Origin of the sequence: Exiguobacterium sp. s194 (genome assembly GCF_018618275.1) — a bacterium.
GTDB classification, from domain to species: Bacteria; Bacillota; Bacilli; order Exiguobacteriales; family Exiguobacteriaceae; genus Exiguobacterium; species Exiguobacterium chiriqhucha.
Window position 1 is genome coordinate 22189 of record NZ_JACSLT010000014.1, and the last position, 26224, is coordinate 48412.

Annotated in this window: 18 protein-coding genes and 1 pseudogene; 11 read left to right on the forward strand and 8 right to left on the reverse strand. The window is 41.8% G+C overall.

The window, feature by feature from the left end; translation table 11 throughout:
- Nucleotides 1-76 precede the first annotated feature (76 nt).
- The 11 genes and pseudogenes from KNP85_RS14780 to KNP85_RS14830 all read left to right on the forward strand — a co-directional run.
- On the forward strand, nt 77-2215 hold the full coding sequence (locus tag KNP85_RS14780; RefSeq protein ID WP_214803818.1) for an NAD-dependent epimerase/dehydratase family protein: 2139 nt from the start codon (nt 77-79) through the stop codon (nt 2213-2215).
- Complete coding sequence (locus KNP85_RS14785; protein ID WP_214710838.1) at nt 2205-3074, forward strand: bacterial transcriptional activator domain-containing protein; 870 nt, start codon at nt 2205-2207, stop codon at nt 3072-3074. Before KNP85_RS14780 ends, KNP85_RS14785 begins: the two co-directional genes overlap by 11 nt.
- Nucleotides 3075-3161: 87 nt before the next feature.
- Nucleotides 3162-4745: a DUF2194 domain-containing protein gene (locus KNP85_RS14790; RefSeq protein WP_214803820.1), complete on the forward strand. Its 1584-nt coding sequence runs from the start codon at nt 3162-3164 to the stop codon at nt 4743-4745.
- The gene (pelF, locus tag KNP85_RS14795) at nt 4742-6181 is read left to right on the forward strand and encodes a GT4 family glycosyltransferase PelF (RefSeq protein WP_214803823.1); all 1440 of its coding nucleotides are present in this window, start codon (nt 4742-4744) and stop codon (nt 6179-6181) included. The genes KNP85_RS14790 and pelF overlap by 4 nt, the downstream gene beginning before the upstream one ends.
- Entirely contained in the window at nt 6144-7580 is a 1437-nt protein-coding gene (pelG, locus tag KNP85_RS14800) for an exopolysaccharide Pel transporter PelG (protein WP_214803832.1), read from the forward strand. Before pelF ends, pelG begins: the two co-directional genes overlap by 38 nt.
- A gap of 16 nt (nt 7581-7596) precedes the next feature.
- Nucleotides 7597-9327 (forward strand): CotH kinase family protein, encoded by a 1731-nt coding sequence (locus KNP85_RS14805; protein ID WP_214803833.1) that lies wholly within the window; start codon nt 7597-7599, stop codon nt 9325-9327.
- The gene (locus tag KNP85_RS14810; protein WP_021066326.1) at nt 9324-10022 is read left to right on the forward strand and encodes a polyphosphate polymerase domain-containing protein; all 699 of its coding nucleotides are present in this window, start codon (nt 9324-9326) and stop codon (nt 10020-10022) included. Before KNP85_RS14805 ends, KNP85_RS14810 begins: the two co-directional genes overlap by 4 nt.
- Before the next feature lie 13 nt (nt 10023-10035).
- Nucleotides 10036-10716 carry a DUF4956 domain-containing protein gene (locus KNP85_RS14815; protein WP_128123200.1) on the forward strand — a complete coding sequence of 227 codons (681 nt, stop codon included), beginning with the start codon at nt 10036-10038 and terminating at the stop codon, nt 10714-10716.
- Nucleotides 10717-10994: 278 nt separating this feature from the next.
- Entirely contained in the window at nt 10995-12902 is a 1908-nt protein-coding gene (locus KNP85_RS14820; RefSeq protein WP_214803835.1) for a beta-glucoside-specific PTS transporter subunit IIABC, read from the forward strand.
- A gap of 37 nt (nt 12903-12939) precedes the next feature.
- Nucleotides 12940-14391, forward strand: a complete 1452-nt coding sequence (locus tag KNP85_RS14825; protein ID WP_214803837.1) for a 6-phospho-beta-glucosidase — start codon at nt 12940-12942, stop codon at nt 14389-14391.
- 105 nt (nt 14392-14496) lie between these two features.
- Nucleotides 14497-14817, forward strand: a pseudogene (locus tag KNP85_RS14830) (beta/alpha barrel domain-containing protein); the annotation flags it as partial.
- 372 nt (nt 14818-15189) lie between these two features.
- Here the strand turns inward: KNP85_RS14830 and KNP85_RS14835 are convergent.
- The 8 genes from KNP85_RS14835 to KNP85_RS14870 form a co-directional block, all read right to left on the reverse strand.
- Complete coding sequence (locus tag KNP85_RS14835) at nt 15190-15708, reverse strand: hypothetical protein (RefSeq protein WP_214803840.1); 519 nt, start codon at nt 15706-15708, stop codon at nt 15190-15192.
- Between the two features lie 96 nt (nt 15709-15804).
- The gene (locus KNP85_RS14840) at nt 15805-17259 is read right to left on the reverse strand and encodes a class 1 isoprenoid biosynthesis enzyme (RefSeq protein WP_214803841.1); all 1455 of its coding nucleotides are present in this window, start codon (nt 17257-17259) and stop codon (nt 15805-15807) included.
- A gap of 119 nt (nt 17260-17378) precedes the next feature.
- Entirely contained in the window at nt 17379-18956 is a 1578-nt protein-coding gene (locus KNP85_RS14845) for a phospholipase D-like domain-containing protein (protein WP_214803843.1), read from the reverse strand.
- Nucleotides 18947-22429, reverse strand: coding sequence for an AAA domain-containing protein (locus KNP85_RS14850; RefSeq protein WP_214803845.1), 3483 nt, complete (start codon nt 22427-22429; stop codon nt 18947-18949). The genes KNP85_RS14845 and KNP85_RS14850 overlap by 10 nt, the downstream gene beginning before the upstream one ends.
- A 23-nt stretch (nt 22430-22452) precedes the next feature.
- Nucleotides 22453-24132 carry an Hsp70 family protein gene (locus KNP85_RS14855; RefSeq protein WP_214803847.1) on the reverse strand — a complete coding sequence of 560 codons (1680 nt, stop codon included), beginning with the start codon at nt 24130-24132 and terminating at the stop codon, nt 22453-22455.
- A complete protein-coding gene (locus KNP85_RS14860) occupies nt 24125-24934 on the reverse strand; it encodes a hypothetical protein (protein ID WP_214803849.1) in 810 nt (269 codons plus the stop codon). Before KNP85_RS14860 ends, KNP85_RS14855 begins: the two co-directional genes overlap by 8 nt.
- Before the next feature lie 72 nt (nt 24935-25006).
- Nucleotides 25007-25519: a hypothetical protein gene (locus tag KNP85_RS14865; RefSeq protein WP_214803851.1), complete on the reverse strand. Its 513-nt coding sequence runs from the start codon at nt 25517-25519 to the stop codon at nt 25007-25009.
- A gap of 11 nt (nt 25520-25530) precedes the next feature.
- Nucleotides 25531-25950 (reverse strand): CFI-box-CTERM domain-containing protein, encoded by a 420-nt coding sequence (locus KNP85_RS14870; protein ID WP_214803853.1) that lies wholly within the window; start codon nt 25948-25950, stop codon nt 25531-25533.
- Nucleotides 25951-26224 lie beyond the last annotated feature (274 nt).

Consider the following 26224-nt stretch of genomic DNA (forward strand, 5'->3'; position numbering starts at 1 on the left):
TTTAGGTAAATGCAACATCCGTCGATTATAATATTCCTTACGCATTCTTACTTTCAAATCATGAAGGGGCTAGACGATGAACATATTAATTACAGGCGGCTATGGATTTATTGGCAGCACTCTCGCTGAACGATTCTTTAAAGAAGGTCATCACGTACATATACTTGATAATCTCTCATCTGGCACGAAATCAAATATTGATTTCAAACATCGCTTCTTAATCTCGGACATATCCGATCCGAAGTGTGAAGCTTTTTTTAGAACATACTCCTTCGATGTCGTGATCCATTGTGCCGCATCGAATCAACATTCCCATCTATCTCACCCAGTTCAATCGAACGTGAACGGTCTCCTTAATCTATTGACACTTTCAAAAAAATATCAGGTGAAACAATTTATTTATTGTTCGACCTCAGAGGTATATGGAAATCAGAGTGAAGGACTCATTACAGAGACAACAGCCCTTGCTCCAGCCACACCGTTCGCACTTGATCAACTCCATGGCGAAGCGTACTGCGAACAATGGTCTGAATTGTATGGACTTCCAACGCTCATACTCCGATTGGGTCATGTTTATGGACCGAAGCAACATACGAGTTCAGAGAGTTCACTCATCACCACTGTGACCTCTGCCGCTTCAAAAGGGACGAATATTCTCCTAAATGGTAGCCCTGACTGGACATACGACTTCATTTTTGTAGGGGATGTAGCCGATGCCGTATATCGCAGTGTCATGAGTCAATTAACCGGCATATACAATCTATCATCTAGCACTCAAACTTCTCTGCGCCGTTTATCTGAACTTGTCGGTTTGAATGACGTGACATACAGTCATACTGCCAAGACACACGCAGCTCCATTTGAAAATCGCAAATTAAAAACCGACTTAGATTGGGTACCAAAGTATACGATTGAAGAAGGACTGCACGCAACTCGGTTGTACTATGACAAACATGAAGTTGCAACGTCTGTCTCCGACGAGAAGAAATCGACGAAGTTCACCGCGCTCTTCTCGCACCCGTTTGTTCGAATTGCTGAGAATTTAACGTTATTTCTCATCTTTTTTGCTCTCTCACTCATCATGACACCTGTTGTAGATGCACCAGATTATTGGTTTATCTATGTGTTATTAGCTGCCTTACTGTTCGGGAAAACCCAATCCCTCGTAGCCTCGATTTTGGCTGTTGGTGTTCAATTCTATGATCATGCTGCGACCGGTCGAAACATTCTCTCTTTGTTCGTTGATAACTCAATTCTCGCGGTATTTACAATTTACCTATTGATTGGACTAATCGTGAGTTATGTCATGGACCGTCGCAAAATTGAGATTCAGTTTTTAAAAGATGAGTTAGCCGCAACGAGTGAACGTCACCACTTCTTAAATGAGATTTATGAAGAAACACTCGATATCAAAAATCAGTTACATCAACAAATCATTCGTTCGGAAGACAGTATCGGAAGTGTTTATGAAGCGACGCGTGCACTTGACAGCTTAGAGCCGGAAGGACTGTTTGTCGGATCAATTTCTGTACTCGAAAAAACATTGAAGGCTAACCATTTCGCCATCTATTTAGTAAATCAATCTGCTTTTGCACGACTAGCAGCCAAATCAGCCAATCCCGAGTTTCACCCTAAAAATTCACTAGACCTCGAGCAACATTCGCTAGTGAACGAAGTGGTTCAATCTAAAGAAATTGTGTTTAATACAGCGCTCACTCCAGAGGAAGCCATGTTCGGCGCGCCGTTGCTCCGCCAAGGCGAAATATTTGCTGTGATTTTATGTTATCAAGTCCCGTTCCAAAACTTGACGCTGTCCTACCGAAACCTAATCGATGTTATGACGCGCTTGATCAACTCATCGCTCGATCGTTCATTTGGTTATATTGACGCCGTCCAACTTGATCGATACGTCGGAAATACAAACGCTCTGAAACAAGACTATTTCGAACGGATTGTCATGCAAAAAGAACAGGCCAAAGTAGAGTTAAATATCCCTTACACGTTATTACACATTCGCGACTCCCTAACTGATACTGTCCTACACTCGGTAGATGCCACATTACGAACGACAGATTATTTAGGTTATCGTGACGACAATGAACTGTATGCCCTATTATCAAACGCGACGGTAGATGAATCGCAAATCGTTATTGAACGGTTAGCCCAAAAATCAATTCATGCCGAGGTCGTGGAGGACGTATCTTATGTTGAGTAACGCCTTAATCCTCCACTATGTTTTGACAGTGATTACTCTTGTCATCGTCTTCCTCAAACAACGGAAAGATTTTATTCCAATGGCCTTCACGCTGATCGCTTTACCATTTTTCAGCTGGGGAATCATCTACTATTTGCAACGTTCGAAACACGATGCAACAGAACTCCCTGATTGGCTTTTACGAAAAGAGGCCTATGAAGACGTAAGTCTAAGCCTCCCGGATAAATCAAGTGAGACAAATATGATTTCTCTACAAGATGCATTGATTTTAAATACGAATCAAATTAAACGTAAAACACTCATGAACATCTTAAAAAATGATTTCCTCCAACAGGCACCGATGCTTGCAGCTGCTTTGAAGAGTGAAGACAATGAGACGTCTCATTACGCGGCAACCGCACTTCAACAAGCTAAGACGCACCTCTCTAAACAACTGCGTCATCTAGAACGCGAACTCGAAGAACGGCCTGAGGACCCACAAGTTATTAAATCGTATTTACAAATTTTAAAACAGATCATGGATATGGAGTTTCTAGACAGACGGACCCAAATGAAGTATGCCTACACCTATCTCCATGCGCTAGCCAATTTGATTGATGTGGATGACCGTGCCGAAACCATCTATCATGTGGAGCGTATCCAGATGGCACTTTCGCTCGGTGAATATGAGCATGCGCTTCAAGCGAGTGATTTGTTTTTACATCAACATCCTACGAACGAAACGGCCTATTTTGAAGCAATGGCCGTTCATTATGCAATGAAAAATGTAAAGCGAGTCCACGAAATGATTCATCTGCTTCGCTCCTCTGAAGTACGTTTATCGCCGGATGGACTCAATCAACTACGATTTTGGATATAGGTGAAAACAGTGAAACATGCGTTCAAACTTGAAAAAGGATTATATATTATCGGAGTATTTATCGCCGTATTAGGTGTTCTATTTGTTTTGATTCGATCAGACTATGTGCTAAAGCTACCTTTGTTTAACGAGTCATCCGTTAGTGCAATTCGCACCCAATCGATTGACCCTAATAAAGACGGTACAATCGATTCGTTTTTGATTATCAACAGTCAAAAAGAAACGCGCCTTAGTTCATCTCTACAAACACGGCTTGAAGGCATCGGTAAACGTGTGACCGTGTCCTCGATTGAAAAGCTAACGAGTCTACCCGAAGCCACAACCGTCATCATCGCGACAGAGCGGCTCGACTTGTTACGTGACCGAGACATTCTCTTAAATTATGTAGGCAAAGGGGGAACTATCTTTTTTGCGACGAGACCTTCTCCAAGTCCCCGTTTCATGGAGATATACCGTCACGTCGGTTTGATTGAGGTGGGTAACTTTGTCGAGACGACCGGAATTCAATTAACGAATCCGTTTTTCGGTGCCTCTGACTATCAAACGTTCGAGACCGAAGAGCTGATTAATTCGTCCCTATCCGTTCGTCTTGATCCGAACGCGACATTACTCGCACGTTCGAGCCAAGATGTCCCGCTGCTTTGGCAAACCGACTATCAAGCCGGTCGTTTCATTTTCTTCAACGGAACGATGATGGAGGATCCTTTAGAACACGCCTTGTTCTTTGTTGGTCTGTCACACACAGACCCAATGCTACGCCCTATTTTGAATACGAAAATCACAGCGTTACATGGCTTCCCGTTTCATAGCTCGGACGAAAGAAACATCTCATCCTCGATGACAGATCGAGACTATTATCGAAATATCTTTTGGGCAGAACTCCAGCGGGTGGAAGCTAAGTATGACTTGAACTACGTGATGGCTACGGCAAGCCCGTCTTTGAATCCCCAACTAGAGACGTCTGCTTACTCCGAAGATTTGGCACTCTATGGACGCGAGACGTTACGGTCGGGTGGTGAGGTCGCCATTATATCGGCCCCTGAAAAACAGCAAGAAGGTTGGTATAAGGCCAATAGTCAACAACTCCAATATGCGCTTCCAGGTCTCACCGTCAAAACCGTTCTTGCTACTTCACCGCTCGACGAGACGCGGCTCAACAAATCCTTTTCAGATGTGACTGTAGCCCTTGGCGGTACCCAATTCCCTACCATGCAAGAGGACCAATTGCGACTCCCTTCTGCTCCTAGCGACTTCACCAACACAGACTTGACGAAGTGGTATACGTTTAATGAGCTCGTCTCGAGCGGACTCATCTCCACACAAATCATGCCTCAAGCCGTCACGTCAGAAGAAGGTGGCGAACAATTTCTGGCTTCTTTTAAAGACAGTCATGAGATGCAACAACGAGAAGTACCATGGCTCCGCTCCACAAAAGCGTCAGACGTAGCAGACAACCATCACTTCTTTAACGGCTCGATTTATACGAAAAAAACAGATAACACCTACACGTTCACGCTTGACGAAGGATCGGATGAAACATTCTTTTATTTCACGACACCCATCCCGGTAGCGGACTACACCGATTGTCAGCTTGAATCAATCGGTCCAGGTTTATACCTCGTGAAGTCGGAGTCGTTATCGTTCACGATTCAATTGGAGGAAACGATATGAAAATTTGTCTAATTTCAGAAGGGGCCTATCCTCACGTCACAGGTGGTGTCTCGAGCTGGATTCAATCCATCATTACGCAAATGCCTGAACATGACTTCATCGTTTATTCGATTTCCGCTAAAGAATTAAAAGGCGCGAAGCCCAAATATACGCTCCCTCCGAATTTGATTGAATTGCGAGAAATTCATCTCGGGGATTACTTGGATCAAGCCATCGTGACCGGAAAACGTTACAAATTGACTGAAGCCGAACGGTTGGCCTTCCTCTCCCTTATGTCTAACCGTCAGACCGATTGGGATGTCCTATTCAACTTCTTTACGAGTGGCCGAATCGATTCGGTTATGAACTTTTTAGGAAGCAAAGATTTTTATGACATCGTCACCATCCTGTGTGAAAAACGTTTCATGCAAGTTCCGTTCACGGACATGTTTTGGGCGCTACGTTCGATGTTACTTCCGCTCTTCGTCTGCATCGATCAAAAAGTGCCCGTTGCCGACGTCTATCATAGCGTGTCGACGGGATACGCCGGCGTCTTAGGGGCACTTGCGAAGTATCAGTACGGAAAACCATTGCTTATCACAGAACATGGGATTTATACACGTGAACGTGAAGAAGAAATCATTAAGTCCTCATGGATCAAAGGCTACTTCAAGGATGTATGGATTGATTACTTCTACAGTTTATCCAACTGCGCCTATCAATACGCCGACGACGTCAGTACTTTGTTCGAAGGGAATCGTGAAATCCAATTGGAGCTCGGTTGCCCCCCAAACAAGACGTTTCTCATTCCGAACGGTATCGATGTCGCTCGATTTTCGCCCGAACTCCGGGCGACACGACCTGGGATTCATATCGGGGCCATCGTACGTGTTGTCCCAATCAAAGACATCAAGACGATGTTACAGGCGTTCGCGCTTGTTCAGGAGACCTTCCCTGACTCCAATTTTTATATCATCGGTCCCTTGGACGAAGATGAAGATTACTACGACGAGTGCCTCGACTTAATCGACACACTTGATTTACAGAACGTACATTTTACTGGACCTGTCAACGTCACGGACTACTTGACGTTCATGGACATTCTTGTCCTCTCAAGCATTAGCGAAGGACAACCTTTGGTAATTTTAGAGGCGCTTGCGATGGAGATTCCCTTTGTCTCGACCGACGTCGGAGGGTGCCGTGAACTATTAGAAGGACCAGAAGATCACTACGGTCCAGCCGGCGCAACTGTCCCTGTCATGCATTTTCACCTACTGGCGTTAGAGATCATAAAATTAATCGAGCGCCCGGAATCGAGAATGACATATGGACAAAATGGGCGGGAACGCGTCCTCAACCGTTACACGCTCCACATGATGATTGACCGTTATAAATCTTATTACGAGAAAGGAGAACGTCATGGCCGGAATCGGATTTCAACTGAAGCGTCTGTATGACCAATCTAGCTTTTTCGGACAACTCCGCGCCTATGGATATTCCTCGATTACTGCGGTCGGTCCTATGTTTTTATCCATACTGTTAATCACAGCATCACGCGAATGGCTTCTCTTTTTGGACGTCGCCGCAACAGAGATTAACATCTATATGGCAGCGGTCCAATACACATTTATCTTCTCTCAATTGCTGACTGGTGGCTTTTTGTTCACGATTTCTCGGTTCGTAGCCGATCAGACGTTTTTAGAGAAAGAAGAGCACGTCTTGTCGTCTTTATACGGACTCATCAGTCTCGTCGTCTTAATCGGGTTTGTGATGACGGTCGTCTTCTACGCCGGGTCTCCGCTACCTTTCAGTTATAAGCTCGTGACGTATTTATACTTCACCCAGCTCTCTGTCATTTGGATTTTATCGATGTATGTATCCGCTCTGAAAGACTACAAAAAAATCGTCAAGAGCTACTTACTCGGAACGATTGTCGCGGCATTTTTCATTTGGCTGTTGACGGGACCACTCGATTCAGCGACACCGACCTCGGTCTTCATCGGACTAAACATCGGCTTTTTTATCATCTTGATTCGGTTATTCCGAGACATCCACAATTACTTTCAAGTGAACGATCGTAATTACTTTTATTTTCTCGTTTATCTCGAGAAGTACCCGCTCCTGTTTTTAATTGGTGTTGCCTATTATTTTGGTTTATACGGACATAATTTGGCGACTTGGTTTGGAGACCGGGCCATCGTTGTCGGGGAGACCTTCTTAATGGCGCCTTATTATGACACTCCGGTGTTCTACGCCTATTTGAGCGTCTTGCCTTCTCTCGTGTTGTTTATGGTCACGCTCGAGACGACTTTTTATACGACGTATAAAAAATATTACGGTCGGATTTTGAACGGATACCCGTACAAAGATATTCAGAACGCAAAACAAGAGATGTATCGAACACTTGGTTCCGAGCTCTTGTTCATGGCTCAAGTTCAAATGTTAATCACGTTCATCTTCTTATTTTTAGGTGTGCGTCTGCTTCCCTTCCTAGGGATGACGCAAAACCAAATCGATATTTACATTATCGTGGTACTCGGTAGTTGGTTCCTCAGTTTGATCATCACGTTCTTCTTGATTTTGCTTTATTTTGACGAACGTCGCGCTGCCATCAGTTTGACTGGATTTTATGCGGTGGCGAGCTTCACGACTACCCTGTTGTTTGTACTCGGTTTCGATATGTACGGCGTCGGCATGTTCCTCTCCTCCGTCCTCGGGTTTCTATGGGGAGCTCGTCTGCTCATCCGGAGCTTAAATGACATCGACTATACCACGTTCTGTTCACAGCCGATTGTCTACCAAAAAATCACGACGAAAACCGAACGATTCTTGCGACGAATCGGCAGCTTGTCATGAAAGAAGGAGTTAATTAATGAAACGGTTGCCTTATCCGAAAACGACAGTCAGTATCATCTGCTTATTTTTTGTTTTGCTTGGCCTTCAAGCCATTCTAAAGTCTCCATCGACATCGACGTCGACATCAGCCTCATCGACTGTCACATCGCCCGAGGCAAAATTGTCCGAAACGTCGTTCGCTGAAGACAAACGGGTGTATGCCAGCCATGATGGCAACCGGCTTGAGCACGTATACGTCACTGTGTTCGACCAAAAGTCGGTACCGGAAAACGACATCACTCTGTATGATTTAAATGAATCGTATAAACAGTATAGCAACCTCGAGAGCGGTCCGAAGCTGTTCGTCCATTTTGAGTCAGGCGATGCTGAGGGTCCTGATTCCCTCAACTTATTTGATGACGCGACCGTCAATGCCACCATCGAACTACGGGGGCGATCGAGCCGTTTAGAACCACAAAAGTCGTATAAAATCCGACTCCAAGACAGCGCCGGGCTGTGGTACGGCCAAAGTGTACTGAATTTAAATAAACATGCGGACGACCGGACACGGGTTCGCAATCGTTTGGCCTTCGCCTATTACGAACAACTCGATGATATCTCAAGTTTGCGTACCAACTTCGTTCAATTGCATGTCCGCGATATGACGGATCCGAGCCAGGCTGACGAATTTGTCAGTTACGGCCTCTATACGCATGTCGAACAACTGAATGAGGAGGCGCTCTCTGCGCGCGGATTGAACCCAGATGGTCATTTGTACAAAGCAGAAAATTTTGAGTTTCATCGCTACCCGGATGCCTTAAAAGCGAAAGACGATCCGACTTATGACAAAAAAACATTCGAGTCGGTGCTCAAAATTAATGGTTCGGATAATCATGAAGAGTTGTTGACCATGCTCGATGATTTGAATGATTTATCCAAACCGTTCGACGAAGTATTCGACACCTATTTCGATGAGGACAATTACTTAACATGGCTTGGGACGAATATTTTGTTTGGTAACTATGACACGATGTCGACGAACTATTATTTATATAGTCCGCTCAACTCGGAAAAATGGTATTTCATGCCTTGGGACTTCGACAAAGCACTCGGACGAGATACTGAACGGACGGACGTCATGCCAAGTTGGCAACAAGGTGTCCAACGTTACTGGGGAACTGTCCTCCATCGCCGTTATTTAAAAGACCCGGATCACGTCGAGGCACTGAAGACAAAAATGGAGGAATTGACGCGCGTCATCAATGCGGACAATACGAAACGATTGATTGATGGATTCTATCCGGTTGTCGCCCCACTCGTCACGAGTGAACCAGATATTCGCTTCTTAAGCGTCGAAGCAAAAGATTATGCGACGAGTTATCGTACACTCGAAAATATCACTTCGAAATATCATAAAGATTTTATTCGATCTCTCGAAAATCCAATGCCGATTTTCCTTAACCATGCTCGTGAAGGGAAGCAAGATGTCTTCCGATGGGATGCTTCATACGACATCCAAAACGATGAGTTACGATATCACTTTGAATTGAGTAAATCTCCTGATTTTTCGACGCTCGTCACCGAAAAGCAAAACATGACGACGTTTTCTCAGTCGATTCCAAGCCTTGACCCCGGTCGTTACTATTGGCGTGTCACGGTCACAGACGCGGAAGGAAATACACAAATCCCATTTGACTATTACCGTGATAACGACCGTACGATGCATTGGGGAGTCCAACAAATTGTCATACCAGGAGCAAAACCATGAAGCGATTCCGGCACGAACTCAAATACTTTATTAATGAAAAAGATTACGCGACCCTTCGCGACAAAATCAGTCTCGTCCTGACCCAAGACCGGCACTCCGTCAGTCGGGACGGCTACTTGATTCGCAGTCTTTATTTCGACAACGTGTATGATCACGATTTGATTCAAAAGAACAGTGGAATCTTCCGCCGTAAAAAGTTTCGGATTCGAACGTACAACTACTCAGAAGACGTCATCAAGCTCGAGAAAAAAAGTCGGCAAGGTGAATACATTTTAAAATCCTCTGTCCCGATTACGCGTGAAGAATATGAACAAATCTTAGACTGGGACTATGACTTCTTGTTGAAGAAAACAGGGCAGCTATACCAAGAGTTTTACTACTATCTGACGAGCTCCCAAATGCGTCCCCGTGTCATCGTCGACTATGTCCGTGAGGCATACGTCGGGACCCTCGGCAATGTCCGGGTCACGTTCGATAAAGAGCTTAGCTTCGTCACGAACAGTGTCGATTTGTTCGAGAAGCACCCTGTATCGGAAGAAGTACTCGACTATCCAAAGACGATTTTGGAAGTGAAGTACGATGAATTCTTGCCGGAGTATGTACGCCAATTATTGCAGTTAGAGTCACACCAACGATCTGCCATTTCGAAGTATGTTCACTGTCGGATGGCCAGCATTCGTTATCATGGATTATGAAAGAGTGGAATCAATGGATACAACAATAAACTTTAACGATGTCATTAAAAATAGCTTCTTAAACGAATTTACCTTCGGAAATTTATCAATTATCGATGTGATGTTAGGATTGTTGACCGCTTTTATTGCCGGCGGCTTCATCTACCTCATCTATAAAATGACATACCGAGGTGTCCTGTACAGTCCGAGCTTCAATGCCACGTTGCTCGTCATGACGATGATTACGTGCCTCGTCATTATGACCATTTCGACGAACGTCGTCTTATCACTCGGGATGGTCGGTGCACTCAGTATCGTCCGTTTCCGGACAGCCATCAAAGACCCGTTCGACGTCGTCTTTATGTTTTGGGCAATCGCGGCCGGCATCTCGAGTGGCGCCGGACTCTACTTTTTGACGTTGTTCGGCGCGGTTGTCGTCGGAGCTGTCATCTTCATGTTGTCCCGGAAAAAGCATACCGATACGCTTTATCTTCTCGTAATCCATTACTATGAAGATGGGAACGATGAAGTACGACGTGAACTGCAGCAACTCGATTACACGCTCAAATCAAAAATCGTTCGGAAAGATGTCGTCGAATTGACGGCGGAGTTACGCTTGAAAATCGACAATACAGCTTTCATGAACCGACTGAACGATATTGAAGAAGTCCGCGACGTCTCACTCGTCCAATACAACGGAGACTACGCCGTATAATCCAATCCAATGGACTCGCCTCATGGTGAGTCCATTTTTGTCTAAATAAAGAAATCTGAAAATTCCTAAATGTAAGCGTTGACATTTTGTTTTGGCACGTGCTACATTTCAAGTATCAAATAACAACTGAACGGTCTCCTGCGCAGGAATGTTACCTTTAGTGGGCATAACCTGACTCGAGTCAGATGGTAGACGTGATTTCACGTATCTCATCTGACACGGGTCAGGTTTTTTATTTGACGCGAACGTAAAATCCAATGGAAAAGGAAGGTATGGACATGAAATACGAACAGCTCGCACGCGACATTATCCAGCAAGTCGGCGGCAAAGAGAACGTCAACAGCGTCGTCCACTGTATCACCCGTTTGCGCTTCAAATTAAAAGACGAGAGCAAGGCCAACACGGAAGCCCTCAAAAACATGGATGGTGTCGTCACCGTCATGAAGAGCGGCGGCCAATACCAGGTCGTCATCGGTAATCACGTCCCCGACGTGTATAAAGCCGTCGTCGAAGTCGGCGGTTTCCAGAACCAGTCACCGATTGAAGAAGAGAAAGGTCCGAAAGGATCATTATTCAGCCGGTTCATCGATATCATCTCTAGCATTTTCACTCCTGTCCTCGGCGTCTTGGCCGCGACCGGGATGATCAAAGGGTTCAACGCCCTCTTCGTCGCTCTCGGTTGGCTCGACGCCACATCCGGCACGTATCAGCTGTTGAACGCCATCGGCGACTCGTTGTTCTACTTCTTCCCAATCTTCCTCGGCTATACGGCCATTAAGAAGTTCGGTGGCAGTCCGTTTATCGGGATGGCCATCGGGGCGGCGCTCGTCTATCCGACGCTGTCGACACTCACGGCCGGTGACCCGCTTTACACCGTTTTCGCCGGCACCATGTTCGAGTCACCGATCCATATCACGTTCCTCGGTGTGCCGGTCATCTTGATGACATACTCGACATCGGTTATTCCAATCATCATCGCGGCGTTCTTCGCAGCGAAGCTTGAGAACTTCTTGAAGACGGTCATTCCGGACGTCGTCAAAATGTTCATCGTTCCATTATTGACGTTGCTCATCATCGTTCCGCTCACGTTCATCTTAATCGGACCAATCGCGACATGGGCCGGTATGTTGCTTGGTAGCGCCACGGTCGCCGTCTACAACTTGAGCCCGCTCATCGCCGGGATCTTCCTTGGCGGTCTCTGGCAGGTGTTCGTCATCTTCGGCCTACATTGGGGACTCGTCCCGGTCGCCATCAACAACTTGACGTCACTCGGGGCAGACCCGGTACTCGCACTCGTCTTCGCAGCCTCATTCGCGCAAATCGGTGCCGTACTCGCAGTCTTCCTTCGCATTAAAAATCAAAAGATCAAAACACTCTCGATCCCGGCCTTCATCTCAGGAATCTTCGGGGTCACCGAGCCGGCCATTTACGGGGTCACGCTCCCACTCAAGAAACCGTTCATCATGAGCTGTATCGGTGGTGCCGTCGGTGGTGGGATCATGGGCATCATGGGTACACAAGTGTATATCATCGGTGGACTCGGCGTCTTCGGATACCCGTCAAACATCTCACCGGAAGGCATCACGACCGGCTTCTATGGTTCACTCATCGGGACGGCCGTCGCCTTCGTCGTCGGTTTCGTCTTGACGTACTTGTTCGGTGGCGTCAATAAAGCGGTCGCCGCAACACCACAACCAGAAGTCACACCAGTCTCACAAGAAGTATCAGCGACGAAAGTCGGCCAAGAGCAAATCCTCAGTCCACTTGCCGGCAACGTCGTCAACTTGAAAGATATCTCGGACGTCGCCTTCTCATCGGGCTCACTCGGCCAAGGTGTCGCCATCGAACCGACGGAAGGCAAGCTCGTCGCCCCGGTATCTGGGACGGTGTCCGCCCTCTTCCCAACGCATCACGCCATCGGTATCACGACCGAGACCGGGGCTGAGGTGCTCATCCATATCGGTATGGACACGGTTCAACTCGAAGGCAAACACTTTAAAGCACACGTCACGCAAGGCGAATTCGTCGAGAAAGGACAGCTGTTGATCGAGTTCGACCTCGACGCAATCAAACGCTCTGGCCGTGCCCTCACGACACCGGTCATCGTCACGAACCGGAAAGTGATTTCACCGAGCCGGGCCACAAACGTTCGCTCAGGCGAAGCCTTGTTTGTCATCAACGAATAAATGTGGGAGGGCCCGTCCCTCCCCTATCTGAGAAAGGATGGATTTAATGAGTTTTCCAAACGGATTTTTATGGGGCGGCGCCATCGCCGCGAACCAAGCTGAAGGTGCGTACTCAGAAGGTGGAAAAGGCTTGACGACGGTCGACTTGTTGCCGACCGGCAAGAAGCGCTTCGACGTCATGTTCGGTGACTTGCCGTCACTCGAGCCGGTGCCGGGCGAGTTTTATCCTTCACACGAAGCAATCGACTTCTATCACCGTTATAAAGAAGATATCGCGCTGTTCGCCGAGATGGGATTCAAGGCGCTCCGCCTGTCGATCTCATGGGCCCGTATCTTCCCGAACGGCGACGACGCCGAGCCGAACGAGGCCGGGCTCCAGTTTTATGACGACGTCTTCGACGAACTGTTGAAGCACGGCATCGAGCCGGTCGTCACGATCGCCCACTTCGACGTACCGGTCAGCCTGATCCAAAACTACGGAAGTTGGCGCAATCGCCGTGTCGTCGACTTCTTCGAGACGTACGCGACGACGCTGTTCACCCGCTATAATGGTAAAGTGAAATATTGGATGACGTTCAATGAGATCAATATGCTGTTACACTTGCCGTTCATCGGCGCCGGTCTCGTCTTTGCGGACGGCGAGGACAAGCAGCAAGTGAAATATCAGGCGGCGCATCACCAGCTCGTTGCGAGCGCGAAAGCGGTCAAGGCGGCGCACGCCATCAACCCCGACATGCAAGTCGGCTGCATGCTCGCGGCCGGTCAGACGTATGCCTACTCGTGCAACCCGGACGACGTCTTGGACGCGATGGACAAGGACCGTGAATCGTTCTTTTTCATCGATGTCCAGTCGCGCGGCGAGTACCCGGGCTATGCCAAACGTTTCCTCGACGAAAACGGCATCACGCTCCAAATGGAAGACGGCGACCTCGAGTTGTTGAAACAGCATACGGTCGACTATATCGGCTTCAGCTATTATGCGAGCCGGACGACGAGCACGGACCCGGAAATCAACGCATCGACCGAAGGCAACATCTTCAGCTCGCTCGAGAACCCTTTCCTCGAGAAGTCGGAATGGGGCTGGACAATCGATCCGACCGGCTTCCGCATCACGGCGAACCAGCTGTACGACCGCTACCAGAAGCCGTTGTTCGTCGTCGAGAATGGACTCGGTGCCGTCGACGCGCCAGACGCGAACGGCTACGTCGAAGACGATTATCGCATCAACTATATGGCGAAACATATCGAACAGATGCATGAGGCCATCAAGGACGGCGTCGAGATTCTCGGCTATACGAGCTGGGGCCCGATCGACTTGGTCAGCGCCTCGACCGGCGAGATGAAGAAACGTTACGGCTTCATCTACGTCGACAAAGACAATGAAGGTAACGGGTCTCTCACCCGTTCGAAGAAGAAGAGCTTTGATTGGTACAAGCAAGTTATCACGACGAACGGCGAAAATGTGACGCCTACTGTCAAAACCACATAAGCATGCGAATCGAACCGGTCCCGTTGACTGGTTCGTTTTTTTGTTAAAAAGATTTTTACCGTAAACGCTTGTCCACGCCATCCGCTCGATTTATCCGAACCAACTGTTATGGCTGACTGTGCGACGCTTGAGGATTGTATCGAGGCGGATCGACTCGGCTTCGACTACATTTCGACGACGCTGCACGGCTATACGGCCGAGACGAACGGCTCGCTCCTCTTCCACGACGACTTTAAGTTCTTGAAGGACGTGCTCGATCACGTCACACAACCGGTCGTCGCCGAAGTAAATATTCTAACGCCTGAGATGGCGAAACGTTGCATGGACCTCGGTACACACGCCGTCGTCGGTGGCGCCATCACACGGCCACAACAGATTACGGCACGGTTTGAAGAGGCGATGTCTTCTTCTGCTACACCAAAATAAGCAAAAACGTGCTTCGCTCCAATTCGATGGAGTGAAGCACGTTTTTGCTTATTTTTATAAGAAGAACACACCAAACGAGATGACGGGGGTCTAGAAGTTCAAAGAGCGGGTCTAATAACTTGAAATGGAGAACGGTACCACCGAGAGTTTCTTCGTAGTTATCAAGTCCTTGCCCTGCGTTTCAAAGAAGAGTTCGATGACATGAATCACTTCAAACGAGAGCTCGTGCGTTCTATCGAACACTACGACTAACGTCAAATCAAGAGACGACTAAAAGACTGAACCCGGTAGAATATCGGACCCAGGTCCTCTATACGCCATTTCACAAAAGGTAATCCTTTCGTGTGAATTTAAGGGATTTCTATTGTTACATTAACTTATAGAGCTATTAAACATTTTTACTGCTGTTCCATTTACTTCTCGTCTACCGCAATTTTTTTTATCGATGAACTCAAACACATCCCCTTCTCGCCCAGTAAAAAAGTAAGCCATTTGTCTACACAACAGTATTACGGCCCTTGTTAGACAAGTTTCCCAATAAGGATTATAAGAACTTAAGCTTGGATTATTAGCAAGATTAAGTTCTTGGGAAGGATTGATAGTACGAGACCTTGATATGGCATTTAAGGTACCGGGATCGCTGAACTCAACTCTCATAAGATTTATAGCTGCATCTCTTGCGGTCTGGTTGCAACTGTAAAGATAATTGTCTATTTCTTCGCCCATTCCGAAACTATCAACAATTTGCATAGCACCGTCTAACCAATCTTGGTATGCCATTAATCCGTAAGCTAATTCCAAATTATCAAATGGTTTATTCGGTCTATATGATTGCATAAACATTCCAGCCCTTTGTATCTCAAGAATAATCTGTTGCTCAACATTATTCAAAATATCATCCCCTATTTTGTTATTGAATATCTCTTATCCAGATATGGATGATTCGATAATTTATAATTCTGGCTTAGACTGGCTTTGTCCTTCTTTTCATTTTTTAAGATTCACAAAATGTGTCTTTAGTGTTAGTAGCATATCTTTAAATTCCGAAAAAGTAGCTAATGTATCAATTTCAACTTTATATTTTTCCGAAATTTTTTCGAGATCTATACCTGTATGTACATTCACGCTATTTAAAAAATCATCTTTGAAATAATTAAGGTTAATCAAATAGAATTTTAGAAAATCTAAGCGAACTGCAAATAGTTCCATACGTCTAAAAAAGACAGGCCGTTTCAGGGAAGGAATCAAAGTTGTCATCTGCTCAAAATTCTGTTGGACTCCTACTAGTCCATACAATGCCTCTTCTAAATCGCCGTCTTCTTTTATCCGTTTAGACCAAATAGTATTAATGTTTTCTTGTAAATCAATTTCTATGTCATGTAAATCATCCATCAATTGAAAAATTGCTCCCATGCCAAAGAAGTGTCGAAATGCCATTTTGTCTAATTCCCCTAAAGCCACATATCCATAAAAAGCAAAAGCATAGCCACCTTTATTTAAAGAAATTTTAATAATATCTTCCTCTGCCAAGTTTCTACTCTGTTGATCTAACGAATTAATTTGCCATTCGTGAAGCTTTAACAAAATTTCGACTAATTCAGGATGAGATGATACAGGGTATTTTGAATAAATAATATCGATTAAGCGGAACACTGCGTTTACATCTTCAAACTCACTTGAAATCTCTTCTCCCTTTATTTTTTTCTCCATTTGAATAATCATTTCTTCAGTGACTTGATTTCGATCAATAAAATCATCCTGAGCCGGATGGATAGCAGAAGCGGCAAACATGACTTCTCGTAAATCTTCAGGTAATAATAATTTCCCTGTAGTAATGACACCATGTATATATAAATTGAAATAGTTAAATAGACATCGCTGTTCGCCGTCTTCAACATAGGAAATATCATACTTATCGCTATACCGTATCAAGTCTTCAATACATTCATAGATGATATACCATATCGCAACAGCATAATGCTCCACTTTGGGCTTCCAAAATGAACGATGTGATTTATCGATATAACGATTAATCATCCTTAAAATTTCTTCTATTTCTATGGTGTCTGAATGAGAAATATTGCTGATCTGTTCATCCAATGCTTTAATGGCTTCTTCATTTTTTTCTAATTCTGGAATAGCAAAATAATCGAATAGGCTTACCTCTTTCGTCTCAATTGCTTCAAAGTATGCATTAGAAAAAGATTGCGTGATAAATGCCGCTTCTTCTGCAAGCGTTAAGTGCGCAGCTGTAACTTCCCCGTTGTCGTTATACATAGAAATCGCAAATTCTGCCAACCGATCAATCGAACTACTACTTAAATTAATATCATTTTGTTCCAGGTGTTTATCAATTTGAATCTCTTCATTTAAGTGTCTGCGTAATTTGAATTGCTCAAGCATAGAAATTTTTTTATTAAAATCACGTTGCACCCACTTCATATATAACTTCTTAAACAAGTATTTCCTTAATTTTTTCATTAGTCACTCCTGTTAAATATTCACTTATAGCTTTATTTACAATCGAAGCGGACGTCTGGAGACATCCGCTTCACAATCATTTAAAAATCAAATCGTAGCTTAATTGTCTCTTGAATAAGAGTTTCATCTTGACAGTATGTGCTACCTTCATTTCTAAAATACTTGTCTTCGCCCCCTGAATAAGATAAGAAATTGAAGCTACCATTAATGTAGTGAACGTCATCACAGATAAGTAATTTTTCATGGGTTTGACCAAACTTTAGTCCAAACAAATCATCATAAGGTTCAGCAATACGAATCAGTTCGTTCGCAATTTTTTGTGTGTTTTTATCACGATAATCTTGATTCTCACTTGTGAAATCAGCAATCCCGCAAATAATACGAATTTTTACACCACGCTTAAGTAAGTTCTCTAAATCGCGCTTAAATTCGCTATTGATAACATAGTTATTCATCCACGGACTAATGATGTATAAGGATTTTTCTGCATTCTTTAAGTACTCGAGAAATTGTTCACGAATTTTGTAATTCATAATGTACCGTATTGAAATATCTTTTGGTGCTAAATGTTCAATGTTTTCTAATGACTGTCGGTATTCTTCAATTTGGGCCAGTTGGAGGGACGTGTCTTTATTCACTTCCTCTAAAGGCTCTACATGCTCAATCTCCTCAATCATCTCTATACTTTGACCTGTATTTACTTCGTCTATATTCTGTTGACTGATTCGTTCCACCCAAGTCTCATCGTTAACAACTGTCGCCAATCGTGTACTAAGCATTTCATTGGCATAATTTTTTAATGCTGTTAAAATCCCATCGATTGAAACCTGTTCCGGTCCATCAACAAGTAAATCAGCAAAATATCCATCCTCTGCTAATTCCATAATGGATTCTGTGACTTGTTGGTCAACAAAGTCTTTGCCACATGGATCATGAGCAATTAACTTAAATTCATTTGCGTCATTCTGAAAAACAAGTACACGGTATTCGTGGTAATAGATTTCTCGGTCTGCTAGTAATTCAAAATGTTCAATATTCACAATACTTTTAGACGTAATCTGTTCTTGTTCTGCTTGATCTGTTTCATCGATTTTTTCAATCGTTTGACGAGCAAGCAACTGAAAATGCAAGTCTGATTCATACTTTGGAAAAACAGTCGGAGTAATAATCAACTGGTCTTTCTCTTTCGAGATTTCCTTAATTTTTTTAAACCGGTGTTCATGAGAAGTCGAGAAAAAATCTAATTTGTACTTATCTCCTAGACCGTCATAGTACCAGTCGGTCATCATTGTTTTCGGTTCAAACCGTGTTCTTTTTTCAATAAGAGTTTTTCCAAGTTCAGTAAACCTGTAAAATATTTGACTGTCCTCAACCCGTTCCTCTAGATAGTCACTATCTAATAAGGGGGCAATCACCATATCAAATACTTCTTCATCCAATGCTAAAACAAACATGATTTTTGATTTAGTTGCAATACCGCGCTCAATGCATTTACAAACAAAATCTTCTGTCATCGTTAATTCAGTTTCATACAAATAGTTCATCTGTAGAGTCACTTTAAAAAACGGAATCCAGACACTATAGGAGCCTTTTAAGCGATAGTCATCCATAAACTCTTCGTAACGTTCATGGATCTGTTCTATTTTCATTAATTCCATACAGTTTCACCATCTTTCAAAAAATCATTCGCATGTAAAACCGTATTCCGTTGTTCTGAATCGTTAATCATGCTATTGATTTTGAAAACTTTTGATTTATTACTACGAATAAAATCAACATTACCCACATAAATAGATAATTCTTGCGCCCGTGATAATGCTACGTTCATGCGCGAATCCTGACGAATGTGACCTACAATCCCTTGTTTATTGTTACGTACAAGGCTATTAATGATAATATTCTTTTCTCGCCCTTGGAAGGCATCCACTGTATTGATTTCAATATCAAGCATCGGATATTGTTCAGTATCAATAACTTCTAAGAGTTTATTCATTTGAGCCTTATAAGGACTAATAATCCCTAGAGATTTTCGAACTTGTAGCTTGTTATTCAACCATTCCAATACAGCAATGATCGTTTGAATCTCACCCTCGTTGTAGAACGACGTGCTTTCTTTCTTTTCGAAAAACTGAGGTGAGTTTGGCGTATCTATCCAATAAAATGCTTTAGATAGATGAGTTTCTAACGTATGTTTTTTGAAATGCACGTTCTCACCATCTAATAATTTCCCGTCGTAATAATATTTTGAGACAACATGAGAAATATCTGGATTCATACGGAATTGCTTATTTAAAAATGTTTTAAGTTGATCGTGTGCATCCTCGTACAATAAGCCAAATAAAGACTTTTTATAAACTGAGTTAATTTCAGTGGTATTGACCACATTATCTCGTTCTAATTTCTCTAAAATATCACGTTCTAACGTTGGACTAATTTGCTTATGGTCTCCAACAAGTACAATTTTTTTACCGCGAATCAAAGGAATCAACAATTCCATACTTGAAGCACGTGCAGCCTCGTCTAAAATAACGTAATCGAACTCTGTATCTAGGAAATGGTTATTGGTCGTTGAGGCGATACCTAAGCAAGTTGCACTAATTAAATTTGAGGTGTTAATATAAATATCCTCAAAGCTTTGCTGATAATATGCTAATTTTTGCTTCCATTCCTCTTGAATATCTAGCGTCGATTCATACAATTTTAACTCTTCTACATTCTTCTCATATGTAGAAATAAACGCATGTGTTCGAGATAATTCTTGTTCAATTTCTAGCTGATCAAATTGAATACCGTAATAAGCCATATAAACTTTCAATAGATTATTTTGCGCATAACTAACTAATGACTCATTAAATCTCGATACATACCTCTGATTCTTGTGCTTTTCTATTTTCAGTGCGTCAAGCATTTGCTGTAGTTCTACCAACTCCTTTTGAACAGAAGCGGCTTTATTAAAGTCATCCAACTTAGTTAATAGTTGTGTATGTTGAATCACTGATGAAAATTCTTCTTTAAAACTATCAATTCGACCCCACAAATCTACGAATTTTTCTTTAGTTATCGTAGAAGTATTAAAATACTTCTCCCAAATATGACGATTTCGAATGATTGTTTGCTCAATTACTCCTTTAATTTCAAGTGCTAAATTGCGTAAGTTTAAAGCTTTAACATTTAAGTTCGAAATTTTTTCGTCAAGCTTTGTTAGTTGATATTTTTTCTCATGCCAATCTACTTTTAAGTCTTCAATCGTCAACTTGAAGTTGTTTACGTCATGCATAAGATAAGTTTGCATTTGCTCCGATAATTCAGGGCGTTGTGCTTCTAACCCTTCGATTCGTAAATTCGTATACTTCATGTCGTTTACAATTTGTTCCATCAGTATAATAGAATTCGCTCGATCTTCTTTTAATTGTTTTACTTCAGCAATAATTATTTGAATTTCATTCACTAAACCTTTGTAAATACGTACATTGTAAGTATCTTCATCTGATAGGTGTATTTCATCCATTATGTCAGCACTCATAATATTTTCTGTTAAAGTGTTCGTACTATTTTGCTGAATTTTATTCAATTGTTCTAAGACACCTGCATGCCCTTCAATTGCTGCATGCTGAATCTGTGCAACACTCTTCTTGTCGTCTAGTTTGTTTTGTAAGTGATTCTCTTCATTAATTGTCTTGCCCAGTATATCTTCATAAGTGATAAGGTTTTTCTTAATATTAATCATCGGTTTAATCTCTTTTTTTACATAACGATGAGCTTCTAGCAAAGTTGTACTGTTCTTCATCATTTCCTTTACAACCTTGAAATGATTAGGACGTTCCTTCAACGTAGTTGTCATTTTATTCTGTAAATCTTCGACTCGATGTTCGAGTGAATATTGAATACTATCAAGCTCAAATTTTTCTTTCGGACCAATTCGAATAGCGCGCACATTTTCTTTTTGACCAATACGCTGTAAAACATTATCGACTGCTAAATTTGTTTGAGACGACAATAGAATTTTTTTATTATCATTTACTAGATATTGAATAATTTCGCTAATTACGGTTGTTTTGCCAGTGCCTGGAGGACCTTGAATAAGATAAATATCACTACAAGTTAGAGCACCTAAGACAGCTTCTTTTTGCTTGTCTTTGAACTCATGGAACCCATCAGAGAGCAATTCAAATTTAACCTGTTCATTCACAACGGGATTTTTAATCGAACCAATTTCAGGAATAAAGTTTTTTAGTTGCTTATTTACACTTTCTCCTCTAAATAAGGTTTTTAAAGCTTCACTTTCACGTCTAAGTTTAGATTTTGATCCGACATCATCAACCCATAAATAACCTGTTTTTAATCGTTTATCTTCCATTAATTTTTGGATGGTCAAGGAGTTAGAGTGAATAATAAGTATACGATTACCTTTATGGTATTTTCTTACACGACCTAGATTGAAGCCTCGTAATGTCTTTAAATGACCATTGTCTAATTGATAACGTCTCTGCCATACGTCTTCAGACGCAATTACAATGTTCTCATCTACTCTATAATCAGAGTTACCTTCGTTTAGTTGAACTTTAATTAACTCTTTATCAAAATCAATCGTAAAACGATTAAATTGTGCGATAGACGCTGTTTTTCTTTCAAACAAAGCTTCTTCTTGATATTTTTTTACAATATCGTGATTTTCCCAGTACGCGATATATTTTGCAAACGCAACACCATCGTCAATTGAAAAAGAATCTTCACTATTCTTTCTCAGTTCGTCCTCAATAAACCTCATAGAAGATTCATTTTGACTGTGATTGTTCTTTTGTAAACGACGCGTATCATTTGGCATCACGAACGTCCAATCCCCAGTTAAGATTTTCCCCCGTTCTAAAATAAAGTGATACTGAAAATCTTTTACTGTTTTAACTGAAACGACTTTCAAACTATCTTTTTCGTTTGCCCCAACACAAACAAGTGCTAAATGTTTAGACCAAATTTTTATATAACTACCTTCTTCAAAATACAGGAGACCACGATTATTCGGACAAAATTCTTTCTTCATAATAGATGGAATATCAGTTAGCGGTTTATTCATTTCATCGTATATCGTCTTTAAATCATCTACAATTCGGGGTAGTAATATAATATTTTTCATCCCTCATACCTCACTTTGATCGACTAGTCTAAAAGGCCCGCCATAATATCATCTAATTCATCTTTATTCTCATATTTAATTGCTTCGATGATACGATTTTTATCTTGGTGTGCATTATGTTTTTTCAAAGATTCTACCATCGCGATTGCCTCTTCGACTTTATCATCCTGAATAAAGTGTGATTCAACCTTATTTTTTGTAGCGCGAGATGCTTCAACGCTATAGCCATATTTGTGTGTATGAGTCACCTCAACACCCGTGCTTAATACCTTTGCGCGAATTGATAAAATACCATCTGTATTGTATTTGAAAGTAATTCGAATTTTCTCTTTTCCAGCGTCACGTTCAGGAATGTTGCGCACCACAAAATCGCATACTTTTTCGTTCTCACTAGCATAGTTCGATTCGCCTTGATAAATTTCAAGCTCCATCGTGTTTTGTCTATTTAAAGCAGTTGAGTACTCTTCACTAAATTCCTCACCATAAGGGAAGTTTTTCGTGATTAATGGATCAAATAAATCATTACTGACACCATCGCCATATTTTAAGCCTAAAGTAAATGGACATACGTCACGGGTGATACTGACGTTTTTCTTTAGCAGTGACGTTCCTGATAGATTTGCCGCTTCAATACCTGCACCAATAGCTACACATTCATCAGGATTAATGTTTCCAAAGGTTGCAGGAATACCAAGTTTCGACTTGATTTGTTTTGTTACGAATGGGATTCGGCTGCTACCGCCGACTAGTAGTACCTTGTCGATATGTCTGAGTGTTACACCACTCTCCCTCGCTACGTTTAGGACGATTTGAATCGTCTTGTCAATTTCTTTACTAATTAACGATTCAAATTCACCTCTTTTCATTTTTCTAAAATAACCGATTGTTCCACCGTCCGGCTTTTGGAGCGCCGGGATGCTTATAGACGCTTCCTCTTTGTCAGTCAAATCAATTTTCAAGGCTTCAACAGCCGAAAAAATTTGAAGTGCCCCAAAATCTAAGTTTGTTTTTTGCCCGTTAAATGAGAAACCTCGCATTTGTTTTAATTCCTGATTAACAACATTGAATAACAACTTATCAATATCGCTACCACCTAACTCTCGATTACCGCCTGTAGCTAATATTTTTACCTTTTGGCCATTATAGTTACTTGTAATTTCAGCAATCGAAACATCAAAGGTACCCCCGCCATAGTCATAACAAAGGACCGTCTCTTTTTGAATAGAATTTTCAGCTGCGTACGTAAGCAAAGCTGCTGTAGGTTCATTAATAATTTTTCGAACGGTAAATCCTGCTGCCTCACCGGCTTGAATTATTTCTTTCCTTTGAGAATCTGAAAATTGAGCAGGTACTGTGATAACAACATCGGTAATTTCTTCGTTAAAATAAAGTTGTAGGTTCCGCTTAATTTTCCGTAAAATGATAGCTGCAATTTCATACGGCGACATTAAACGACCATCAAATTTTATTCTTTTAGGTTTACCAATGTATTTTTTTATTTCTTTTATTCCGTCTCCTTTAGAGAAAGCTCCTAAGTTTTCTTTTGCTTCTTTTCCAATAATCAGTTGACCATCAAACTTACAAACAATCGAAGGTAAGATACGTTCGATATCTTCACTTTGAATTGTCCGAACTTTTCCGTTTTGTGCAAAAGCAACTAACGAGTTAGTTGTTCCAAAGTCAATACCTACAATTTTAGTCATCTAATTCTTCCTCCCAACGGTATACAACAACTGAAGCTTTACGATGTAATTCACCTTTCCAAGTAATTCCTTTTTGTATAATTGTTTTTATTGAAAATTCTTTTGTTATATCACTTGTCTCGCAAACATCTACGGTGATACATTTTTCTAACTCTAAACGGTCTCCTGCTTCTAGCTTTAAGTAAGAAATCTGCATTGCTTTTAAAACTTCATCGAACTGAATATCGACTTCTTCAATCTTAAATTCATTTAATGACAACCCATACGCTTCCAACAAATCGATTATAATAGTCGCCTGTTCAATGACTTGCTTATACATCTTGGCAAAGTCATCTTTCTTCATTATCAAAGTTTCAATCATTCGGGATTTAATAATTTGATTTTTTATGTCCCAAGTTTTTTCATGATTAGGGTACTTCATCATCTCAATTTGATCTTCTAGTGAAAATTCGTTCAACTGATCTACCAACTGTGAACCTAGATAAATCCATTCGTCTGATTCATTTAACGAAGATGTTGTGCGCTTAGTATTAAACAAAAATGCTGCCTTAGTATCTTCCGTCAAACTTATATCTTTATTTACAGCTGAGATAACTTTTGTCAAATATATATTAAATAAACGATACTGAATCCAATCGTTTAAATGGGAGAGCTCCTCTATCGTGAAAGAAGGCGATTGTTTAATGGCGGTAGAGTATGCCTGCTTTACGTCTTTCATGGACGGACTAAGAGGCTTAATTGACTTTTCATTAAGTTGAAGGTATCCAAGGGGCCGGTCGTCTTCCCACAAATCTTTTCGCATTTTCGCTTTCCTCCCGAGTCTCACAAATAGTTTTATTAGCCACATCATTATTCACCCTTATTCTTCTATAAGTTATTGTTTAAAAAATTGATGTAACGTATTCAAGAAATATTCTGATTCATTACGTTTGAAAACCTTGATTAAAAATGATGTCTTCTCATATGGGAAAATCTTCAATAGGTTTTGTGCATCATCCAACATAAATTGAATTTGTTTAGAAAAAAAGAGTAGTTCCTCAATAGAAACTACTCGACCTGGAACAAATTCTTCTAAAAGTTCCTCATATCGTTTAGAATTCTCGTATAAATTAAGTATGAAATTAAAGGTTTCCTTTGGATATCCTTTCGGTACAAATTTATCGGCCAATGAAGTCGATAAAAGTTCTGTTATATATCGTTTTTTTTTCACGTTCTCATTTAATGAGTCCATCTCGATTTGCCAACGTTTTGCCGACTCCGGCCAACCTTTCTCTTGTTTCCAAAAAGTATGTTCTAGACTGTTAATAGTTTCTTGTATACAAAGCAACTGTAAGTAGTGAAGTTCAGTTTGCAGTATTTCTTTTTTAAATTGTTTTTGTAATTCCACAAGTCACGACCTTATTTAATTAAATGAATAATGCATTTGACCATATAACGTACTGGCGCTTTAAAAACTGGATATTTATTAATAAAGCTTGCGACTATCGGCCCAAACTTGTAATAACCCGTAATAAATTTACGACCGCCACTTGTATATCGAAGCGACCGATCACGCCAATCACGAAGAACCTGAATTTCGTGCTGTAAAGGCGTGCCAAATGCGGCTGTAGCTACAAAACAATCCGAATTATTTGAGCTATTCGAATTGTTCGAGTTACGAGTTCCATGTTGATTTGTACCCGAACCACTATTACCTGTTCCACCTGGTATAACTTTTGAACGTCCGTGTTGATTCGTACCCGAACTACTCTTTCCTGTTCCACCTGGTATGACTTTCGGACGTGCTTGGCCTGTACTTCCACCTATTACTTTAGACATAAAATTCTCCTTAAATATGATATTATTTTCCTTATAAAATTATAGCATCTATTACCTCTATATTCATTTCGATTTTTTGAAAGTTAAATATATACAATTTATGTTTAATTTAATTTTTGGCTAAAAAGCATTAACTTCTACTATAAATGTGTAATGCAAAATAGGAGTGCAGAAGTGTGCAACGGAAACGTACACAACTCTGCACTCCTATTTTAGAAAAGAAAAAGGACTTGCCAGCAACCATAATCTCACCCTAACGTTTAAGTTGCGACAC